Raw genomic sequence first — 1,068 nt, 5'->3', positions numbered from 1 at the left:
AGGCCCAGCACCTTCATGCGCTCCAAGGTCTGCAGGCCATTGAGGCCGGGCATCTGCCAGTCGACCAGGGCCACATCGAAGGGATGGCGCTGGTGATCGGCCTCCACCGCCGCGGCCAGCGCCGCCGCGCCGGAGGCCACCGCCTGCACGTCAAAGCCCATCTGCACCAGGGTGTGCGTGAGCACGGTGCGCGCGCTTTCGTTGTCGTCCACCACCATCACGCGCCGCCCCACCAGGTCGCTGTGCTGTGGCGGCTGGGGCCGCTGCGCCGCGGCCACGCCCAGGGTCACGGTGGCCCAGAAGGTGGAGCCGACGCCGGGCTCGCTCTCCACGCCGACCTCGCCGCCCATGAGCTCGACCAGCTTGCGCGTGATGGCCAGCCCCAGGCCGGTGCCGCCAAACTGGCGCGTGGTGGACGAGTCGGCCTGCTCGAAGCTGCGGAACATGCGGGCCTGCTGCTCGGGCGTGAGACCCACCCCGGTGTCGCGCACCGCAAAACGCAGGCGCACCTGCTGGTCGCCGCCCGATTCGACCCGCACCAGCACATGCACCTCGCCCCGCTCGGTGAACTTGATGGCGTTGTTGGTGTAGTTGATCAGAACCTGCCCCAGGCGCAGCGGGTCGCCGATCAGCCAGGGCGGCACGTCGGGGGCGACGTCGTAAACCATCTCCAGGCCCTTGTCGCTGGCGCGCTGTCCGACCAGCCCGGCCAGGTTGTCCAGCAGCACATCGAGTTCGAATTCGATGTGCTCGACCGTCATCTTGCCGGCCTCGATCTTGGAGAAGTCGAGGATGTCGTTGATGATGCCCAGCAGGTGCTGGCCCGAGCGCTGTATCTTCTCCAGGTAGTCGCGCTGGCGCGGCGACAGGTCGGTCTTGAGCGCCAGGTGGCTCATGCCGATGACCGCGTTCATGGGTGTGCGTATTTCGTGGCTCATGTTGGCCATGAACTCGCTCTTGGCGCGCGCCGCCAGCTCGGCCTGCTGGGTGGCGTCGCGCAGGGCCAGGGTCACGCGCTGAAGGTTCTCGCGCATGACGGCCAGGCGGCCCATCACGCTGCTGGGTTCG

At 68.5% G+C, this 1,068-nt stretch carries 1 protein-coding gene; it reads right to left on the bottom strand.

Features of this window, described 5'->3' with window-relative positions; all coding sequences use genetic code 11:
- The coding region (locus tag Q8M88_RS05350; RefSeq protein WP_305595213.1) for an ATP-binding protein at window positions 1-1,068 on the bottom strand (1,068 nt) is incomplete at both ends.

The sequence above is a fragment of the Phenylobacterium sp. genome, from assembly GCF_030693805.1.
Classification (GTDB): domain Bacteria; phylum Pseudomonadota; class Alphaproteobacteria; order Caulobacterales; family Caulobacteraceae; genus Phenylobacterium.
Note: the sequence above shows the minus strand (reverse complement) of the source record. Positions and strands in the feature narration are given on the sequence as shown.